The organism is Klebsiella sp. 7-CIP_Kleb. (assembly GCF_050378655.1).
In the GTDB taxonomy this organism is placed as follows: domain Bacteria; phylum Pseudomonadota; class Gammaproteobacteria; order Enterobacterales; family Enterobacteriaceae; genus Klebsiella; species Klebsiella quasipneumoniae.
Genome location: NZ_JBNRLJ010000015.1, coordinates 25,974 through 34,365, shown reverse-complemented (window position 1 = coordinate 34,365; position 8,392 = coordinate 25,974). Strand labels below are relative to the sequence as shown.

7 protein-coding genes and 1 pseudogene are annotated in these 8,392 nt (G+C 52.7%); all 8 read left to right on the top strand.

Annotated elements, in window-relative coordinates; translation table 11 throughout:
* Positions 1 to 184: pseudogene (gene tuf, locus ACQUTI_RS25185) on the top strand (elongation factor Tu); the annotation flags it as partial.
* 336 nt (positions 185 to 520) lie between these two features.
* Entirely contained in the window at positions 521 to 904 is a 384-nt protein-coding gene (gene secE / locus ACQUTI_RS25180) for a preprotein translocase subunit SecE (protein WP_002883772.1), read from the top strand.
* 1 nt (position 905) lies between these two features.
* Positions 906 to 1,451, top strand: a complete 546-nt coding sequence (gene nusG / locus ACQUTI_RS25175; protein WP_001287521.1) for a transcription termination/antitermination protein NusG — start codon at positions 906 to 908, stop codon at positions 1,449 to 1,451.
* A 156-nt stretch (positions 1,452 to 1,607) separates the two neighbouring features.
* Positions 1,608 to 2,036, top strand: a complete 429-nt coding sequence (rplK, locus tag ACQUTI_RS25170; protein ID WP_002884034.1) for a 50S ribosomal protein L11 — start codon at positions 1,608 to 1,610, stop codon at positions 2,034 to 2,036.
* Between the two features lie 3 nt (positions 2,037 to 2,039).
* Complete coding sequence (gene rplA / locus ACQUTI_RS25165) at positions 2,040 to 2,744, top strand: 50S ribosomal protein L1 (protein ID WP_002884036.1); 705 nt, start codon at positions 2,040 to 2,042, stop codon at positions 2,742 to 2,744.
* Positions 2,745 to 3,033: 289 nt separating this feature from the next.
* Positions 3,034 to 3,531 carry a 50S ribosomal protein L10 gene (gene rplJ / locus ACQUTI_RS25160; protein WP_001207203.1) on the top strand — a complete coding sequence of 166 codons (498 nt, stop codon included), beginning with the start codon at positions 3,034 to 3,036 and terminating at the stop codon, positions 3,529 to 3,531.
* 66 nt (positions 3,532 to 3,597) lie between these two features.
* The gene (gene rplL / locus ACQUTI_RS25155) at positions 3,598 to 3,963 is read left to right on the top strand and encodes a 50S ribosomal protein L7/L12 (protein ID WP_002884142.1); all 366 of its coding nucleotides are present in this window, start codon (positions 3,598 to 3,600) and stop codon (positions 3,961 to 3,963) included.
* A 324-nt stretch (positions 3,964 to 4,287) separates the two neighbouring features.
* Positions 4,288 to 8,316: a DNA-directed RNA polymerase subunit beta gene (rpoB, locus tag ACQUTI_RS25150; RefSeq protein ID WP_004206758.1), complete on the top strand. Its 4,029-nt coding sequence runs from the start codon at positions 4,288 to 4,290 to the stop codon at positions 8,314 to 8,316.
* The last annotated feature ends 76 nt before the right edge of the window (positions 8,317 to 8,392 follow it).

Here is an 8,392-nt window from a genome sequence, read left to right as displayed (position 1 = left end):
TACAACTGACGTGACTGGCACCATCGAACTGCCGGAAGGCGTAGAGATGGTAATGCCGGGCGACAACATCAAAATGGTTGTTACCCTGATCCACCCGATCGCGATGGACGATGGTCTGCGTTTCGCAATCCGTGAAGGCGGTCGTACCGTTGGCGCGGGCGTGGTTGCTAAAGTTCTCGGCTAATCGCTGATAACATTTGACGCAATGCGCAATAAAAGGGCATCATTTGATGCCCTTTTTGCACGCTTTCACACCAGAACCTGGCTCATCAGTGATTTTATTTGTCATAATCATTGCTGAGACAGGCTCTGAAGAGGGCGTTTATACACCAAACCATTCGAGCGATAGTGCGACGGCAATCAGCATCCTCCTTTGCGTTAGCAGGGCAGGGGCGACAAAACCGTCAGCGTTGAAGCAATTTGAATAGTTAAGTGTATAATCCGAAACTTAATTTCGGTTTGGATCGCCTCGCCCCCGCGGGGTGAAATTGTTTGTAGAATACTTCTGACAGGTTGGTTTATGAGTGCGAATACCGAAGCTCAAGGGAGCGGGCGCGGCCTGGAAGCGATGAAGTGGATTATCGTTGCCGTGCTGCTGATCGTGGCGATCGTGGGCAACTTCCTTTATCGCGACATTATGCTGGCGGTGCGTGCGCTGGCCGTGGTTATTCTTATTGCTGCTGCCGGTGGCGTCGCGCTGTTGACGACGAAAGGTAAGGCGACCGTTGCTTTTGCTCGCGAAGCGAGAACCGAAGTTCGTAAAGTGATTTGGCCGACTCGCCAGGAAACGCTGCATACTACGCTGATTGTTGCTGCTGTGACTGCAGTAATGTCACTGATCCTGTGGGGACTGGATGGTATTCTGGTTCGCCTGGTCTCCTTTATCACTGGCCTGAGGTTCTGAGATGTCTGAAGCTCCTAAAAAGCGCTGGTACGTCGTTCAGGCGTTTTCCGGTTTTGAAGGTCGCGTAGCCACGTCGCTGCGTGAACATATCAAATTACACAACATGGAAGAGTTATTTGGCGAAGTCATGGTCCCGACCGAAGAAGTGGTTGAGATCCGTGGCGGCCAGCGTCGCAAAAGCGAACGTAAATTCTTCCCAGGCTACGTTCTGGTCCAGATGGTCATGAACGACGCAAGCTGGCACCTGGTGCGCAGCGTGCCGCGCGTGATGGGCTTCATCGGCGGTACCTCTGACCGTCCGGCGCCGATCAGCGACAAAGAAGTCGACGCCATCATGAATCGTCTGCAGCAGGTTGGCGATAAGCCGCGTCCGAAAACGCTGTTTGAACCGGGCGAAATGGTTCGCGTTAACGACGGTCCGTTCGCTGACTTTAACGGTGTGGTTGAAGAAGTGGACTATGAGAAGTCCCGCCTGAAAGTTTCCGTTTCTATCTTCGGTCGTGCGACTCCGGTAGAACTGGACTTCAGCCAGGTTGAGAAGGCGTAAGCCGGCGATCAAAAAAGCAGCGATTTAATCGTTGCATAGGGCGCGAAATTGGCATACAATTTCGCGCCTTTTGTTTTTATGGGCCCGGCCCGTAAAACGATGTTTAATCACGGGGAGCTTCTCTGAAGCGTTAATACCCAATTTGAGGATTTAAGAATGGCTAAGAAAGTCCAAGCCTACGTCAAGCTGCAGGTTGCAGCTGGTATGGCGAACCCGAGCCCGCCGGTCGGCCCAGCACTGGGTCAGCAGGGCGTGAACATCATGGAATTCTGCAAAGCGTTCAACGCCAAAACTGATTCCCTGGAGAAAGGTCTGCCGATCCCGGTTGTTATCACCGTTTACGCTGACCGTTCCTTTACCTTTGTTACCAAGACTCCGCCGGCTGCTGTTCTGCTGAAGAAAGCTGCAGGCATCAAGTCTGGTTCCGGTAAGCCGAACAAAGATAAAGTGGGTAAAATCTCCCGCGCTCAGCTGCAGGAAATCGCGCAGACCAAAGCTGCCGACATGACTGGTGCCGACATTGAAGCGATGACTCGCTCCATCGAAGGTACTGCACGTTCCATGGGCCTGGTAGTGGAGGACTAAGAAATGGCTAAACTGACCAAGCGCATGCGCGTGATCCGTGAGAAAGTTGATGCAACTAAACAGTACGACATCAACGAAGCCATCGCTCTGCTGAAAGAGCTGGCCACCGCTAAATTTACCGAAAGCGTAGACGTTGCCGTTAACCTCGGCATCGACGCTCGTAAATCTGACCAGAACGTCCGTGGCGCAACTGTACTGCCGCACGGTACTGGCCGTTCCGTTCGCGTAGCCGTATTTACCCAGGGTGCAAACGCTGAAGCTGCTAAAGCTGCAGGCGCTGAGCTGGTAGGTATGGAAGATCTGGCTGAGCAGATCAAAAAAGGCGAAATGAACTTTGACGTTGTTATTGCTTCTCCGGATGCAATGCGCGTTGTTGGCCAGCTGGGCCAGGTTCTGGGTCCGCGTGGCCTGATGCCGAACCCGAAAGTGGGTACCGTAACTCCGAACGTTGCTGAAGCGGTTAAAAACGCGAAAGCAGGTCAGGTTCGTTACCGTAACGACAAAAACGGCATCATCCACACCACTATCGGTAAAGTGGACTTTGACGCTGACAAACTGAAAGAAAACCTGGAAGCTCTGCTGGTTGCGCTGAAAAAAGCAAAACCGACTCAGGCGAAAGGCGTGTACATCAAGAAAGTTAGCATCTCCACCACCATGGGTGCAGGTGTTGCAGTAGATCAGGCTGGCCTGAACGCTTCTGCAAACTAATGCCTTTACGTGGGCGGCGAATTTGTCTACAATCTTCGCCCACGTTTGCTAACGATGGTTAGCAGGTAACCGAATTGTTCGTTGGAGCCTGGCCTATCCAGGCCTCCGTCGAAGACCGCAGGTGTTTCGCAAGAAACTTAATCCCCTGCGTAGACGGTGACAGAACGCTAAGATTATTTTTGGATATTCTGGCTTGTTTCTGCTCACCGTATTTAGACGCTCTTTTCGTTGAATTGAGTGAAGTGAGTTCCAGAGCATAGGCTCTGGCAAACATCCAGGAGCAAAGCTAATGGCTTTAAATCTTCAAGACAAACAAGCGATTGTTGCTGAAGTCAGCGAAGTAGCCAAAGGCGCGCTGTCTGCAGTAGTTGCGGATTCCCGTGGCGTAACTGTAGATAAAATGACTGAACTGCGTAAAGCAGGTCGTGAAGCTGGCGTATACATGCGTGTTGTTCGTAACACCCTGCTGCGCCGCGTCGTTGAAGGTACTCAGTTCGAGTGCCTGAAAGACACGTTTGTTGGTCCGACCCTGATTGCATACTCTATGGAACACCCGGGCGCTGCTGCTCGTCTGTTCAAAGAGTTCGCGAAAGCGAATGCAAAATTTGAGGTCAAAGCCGCTGCCTTTGAAGGTGAGCTGATCCCGGCGTCGCAGATCGACCGCCTGGCAACTCTGCCGACCTACGAAGAAGCAATTGCACGCCTGATGGCAACCATGAAAGAAGCTTCGGCTGGCAAACTGGTTCGTACTCTGGCTGCTGTACGCGATGCGAAAGAAGCTGCTTAATCGCAGTTATCTTTGTAAAGCATTCGCTTACGTATAAACTTATTCTGATATTCAGGAACAATTTAAATGTCTATCACTAAAGATCAAATCATTGAAGCAGTATCCGCTATGTCCGTAATGGACGTTGTTGAGCTGATCTCTGCAATGGAAGAAAAATTCGGTGTTTCCGCTGCTGCTGCTGTAGCTGTAGCTGCTGGCCCGGTTGAAGCTGCTGAAGAAAAAACTGAATTCGACGTAATTCTGAAAGCTGCTGGCGCTAACAAAGTTGCTGTTATCAAAGCAGTACGTGGCGCGACTGGCCTGGGTCTGAAAGAAGCTAAAGACCTGGTAGAATCTGCTCCGGCTGCACTGAAAGAAGGCATCAGCAAAGACGACGCTGAAGCTCTGAAAAAATCTCTGGAAGAAGCTGGCGCTGAAGTTGAAGTTAAATAAGCCAACCCTTCCGGTTGCAGCCTGAGAAATCAGGCTGAGGCTGGTGACTTTTTGGTCACCAGCCTTTTTGCGCTGTAAGGCGCCAGTAGCGTTTCACGCTGTTTGACTACTGGTTTGCCTCTCAATGCTTGTTTCTATCGACGACTTAATATACTGCGACAGGTTAGGGTTCCTGGGCTGTGTAAATCGCAATGAAATGGTTTAAGCGTGATAGCAACAGGCATTGCGGAAAGTGTTCCATTTTCCGGTCAACAAAATAGTGTTGCATAAAAAACTGCCCTCTGCGGGCAGATGGGTCGACTTGTCAGCGAGCTGAGGAACCCTATGGTTTACTCCTATACCGAGAAAAAACGTATTCGTAAGGATTTTGGTAAACGTCCACAAGTTCTGGATGTGCCATATCTCCTTTCTATCCAGCTTGACTCGTTCCAGAAGTTTATCGAGCAAGATCCTGAAGGGCAGTATGGTCTGGAAGCTGCTTTCCGTTCCGTATTCCCAATTCAGAGCTACAGCGGTAATTCCGAGCTGCAATACGTCAGCTACCGTCTGGGCGAACCGGTTTTTGACGTTAAAGAATGTCAGATCCGTGGCGTGACTTACTCTGCACCGCTGCGCGTAAAACTGCGTCTGGTGATCTACGAGCGCGAAGCGCCGGAAGGCACCGTCAAAGACATTAAAGAACAAGAAGTCTACATGGGCGAAATTCCGCTCATGACCGACAACGGTACCTTTGTCATCAACGGTACCGAGCGTGTTATCGTTTCTCAGCTGCACCGTAGCCCGGGCGTCTTCTTTGACAGTGACAAAGGTAAGACTCACTCATCCGGTAAGGTTCTGTATAACGCACGCATCATCCCTTACCGTGGTTCCTGGCTGGACTTCGAATTCGACCCGAAAGACAACCTGTTCGTTCGTATCGACCGTCGTCGTAAGCTGCCGGCTACCATCATCCTGCGCGCGCTGAATTACACCACTGAGCAGATCCTTGACCTGTTCTTCGAAAAAGTGGTCTTTGAAATTCGCGACAACAAGCTGCAGATGGAGCTGATTCCGGAGCGTCTGCGCGGCGAAACCGCCTCCTTCGATATCGAAGCCAACGGCAAAGTGTACGTTGAGAAAGGCCGTCGCATCACGGCTCGTCATATCCGTCAGCTGGAAAAAGACGATATCAAGCATATCGAAGTGCCGGTTGAATATATCGCGGGCAAAGTGGCGGCTAAAGACTATATCGATGAAGCGACTGGCGAACTGATCTGCCCGGCGAACATGGAGCTGAGCCTGGATCTGCTGGCTAAGCTGAGCCAGTCTGGCCACAAGCGCATCGAAACGCTGTTCACTAACGATCTGGACCACGGTCCATACATCTCTGAAACGGTACGCGTCGACCCGACTAACGATCGTCTGAGCGCGCTGGTAGAAATCTACCGCATGATGCGCCCTGGCGAGCCGCCGACTCGTGAAGCCGCTGAAAGCCTGTTTGAGAACCTGTTCTTCTCCGAAGACCGCTACGATCTGTCCGCGGTTGGTCGTATGAAGTTCAACCGTTCTCTGCTGCGCGACGAAATCGAAGGTTCCGGTATCCTGAGCAAAGACGACATCATTGAAGTGATGAAGAAGCTCATCGATATCCGTAACGGTAAAGGCGAAGTGGACGATATCGACCACCTCGGTAACCGTCGTATCCGTTCCGTTGGCGAAATGGCGGAGAACCAGTTCCGCGTTGGCCTGGTACGTGTAGAGCGTGCGGTGAAAGAGCGTCTGTCTCTGGGCGATCTGGATACCCTGATGCCTCAGGATATGATCAACGCCAAGCCGATTTCCGCAGCAGTGAAAGAGTTCTTTGGTTCCAGCCAGCTGTCTCAGTTTATGGACCAGAACAACCCGCTGTCTGAGATCACGCACAAACGTCGTATCTCCGCACTCGGCCCAGGCGGTCTGACCCGTGAGCGCGCAGGCTTCGAAGTTCGAGACGTACACCCGACTCACTATGGTCGCGTATGTCCAATCGAAACGCCTGAAGGTCCGAACATCGGTCTGATCAACTCCCTGTCCGTGTACGCGCAGACCAACGAATATGGCTTCCTTGAGACGCCGTATCGTAAAGTGACCGACGGTGTGGTTACTGACGAAATTCACTACCTGTCTGCTATCGAAGAAGGCAACTACGTTATCGCTCAGGCGAACTCCAACCTGGATGAAAACGGCCACTTCGTAGAAGATCTGGTGACCTGCCGTAGCAAAGGCGAATCCAGCTTGTTCAGCCGTGACCAGGTTGACTACATGGACGTATCCACCCAGCAGGTGGTATCCGTCGGTGCGTCCCTGATCCCGTTCCTGGAACACGATGACGCCAACCGTGCATTGATGGGTGCAAACATGCAACGTCAGGCCGTTCCGACTCTGCGCGCTGATAAGCCGCTGGTTGGTACCGGTATGGAACGTGCTGTGGCCGTCGACTCCGGTGTTACTGCGGTGGCTAAACGTGGCGGTACTGTTCAGTACGTGGATGCCTCCCGTATCGTTATCAAAGTTAACGAAGACGAGATGTACCCGGGCGAAGCAGGTATCGACATCTATAACCTGACTAAGTACACCCGTTCTAACCAGAACACCTGCATCAACCAGATGCCTTGCGTGTCCCTGGGCGAACCTATTGAGCGCGGCGACGTGCTGGCCGACGGCCCGTCCACCGACCTCGGTGAGCTGGCGCTGGGTCAGAACATGCGCGTAGCGTTCATGCCGTGGAACGGCTACAACTTCGAAGACTCCATCCTCGTTTCCGAGCGTGTTGTCCAGGAAGACCGTTTCACCACTATCCACATTCAGGAACTGGCGTGCGTGTCCCGTGACACCAAGCTGGGGCCGGAAGAGATCACCGCTGACATCCCGAACGTGGGTGAAGCTGCGCTCTCCAAACTGGATGAGTCCGGTATCGTTTATATCGGTGCGGAAGTGACCGGCGGCGACATTCTGGTTGGTAAGGTTACGCCGAAAGGTGAAACCCAGTTGACGCCGGAAGAGAAACTGCTGCGTGCGATCTTCGGTGAGAAAGCGTCTGACGTTAAAGACTCCTCTCTGCGCGTACCGAACGGTGTCTCTGGTACCGTTATCGACGTTCAGGTCTTTACCCGTGACGGCGTAGAAAAAGACAAACGTGCGCTGGAAATCGAAGAGATGCAGCTGAAGCAGGCCAAAAAAGACCTGTCTGAAGAACTGCAGATCCTCGAAGCCGGTCTGTTCAGTCGTATCTACGCGGTGCTGGTCTCCGGTGGCGTTGAAGCTGAGAAGCTCGACAAACTGCCGCGCGATCGCTGGCTGGAACTGGGTCTGACCGACGAAGAGAAACAAAATCAGCTGGAACAGCTGGCTGAGCAGTACGACGAACTGAAACACGAGTTCGAGAAAAAACTCGAAGCGAAACGCCGCAAAATCACCCAAGGCGACGATCTGGCACCGGGCGTGCTGAAGATTGTTAAGGTATACCTGGCCGTTAAACGCCGTATCCAGCCTGGTGACAAGATGGCGGGTCGTCACGGTAACAAGGGTGTTATCTCTAAGATCAACCCGATCGAAGATATGCCGCACGATGCTAACGGTACGCCGGTAGATATCGTCCTCAACCCGCTGGGCGTACCGTCTCGTATGAACATCGGTCAGATCCTGGAAACTCACCTGGGTATGGCTGCGAAAGGCATCGGCGATAAGATCAACGCCATGCTGAAACAGCAGCAGGAAGTCGCGAAACTGCGCGAGTTCATCCAGCGTGCCTACGATCTGGGCGCTGACGTTCGTCAGAAAGTTGACCTGAATACCTTCAGCGATGAAGAAGTTCTGCGTCTGGCTGAAAACCTGCGTAAAGGTATGCCGATCGCAACGCCGGTGTTCGACGGTGCGAAAGAAGCGGAAATTAAAGCGCTGCTGCAGCTGGGCGACCTGCCGACTTCCGGTCAGATCACCCTGTTCGACGGCCGCACCGGTGAGCAGTTCGAGCGTCCGGTAACCGTGGGTTACATGTACATGCTGAAACTGAACCACCTGGTCGACGACAAAATGCATGCGCGTTCCACCGGTTCTTACAGCCTGGTTACTCAGCAGCCGCTGGGTGGTAAGGCGCAGTTCGGTGGTCAGCGCTTCGGTGAGATGGAAGTGTGGGCGCTGGAAGCATACGGCGCAGCTTACACCCTGCAGGAAATGCTCACCGTTAAGTCTGATGACGTGAACGGTCGTACTAAGATGTATAAAAACATCGTGGACGGCAATCACCAGATGGAACCGGGCATGCCGGAATCCTTCAACGTACTGTTGAAAGAAATTCGCTCGCTGGGCATCAACATCGAACTGGAAGACGAGTAATTCTCGCTCAAACAGGTCACTGCTGCCGGGTTAACGCCCGGCAGCGGAATGTGCTAACTCCGACGGGAGCAAATCC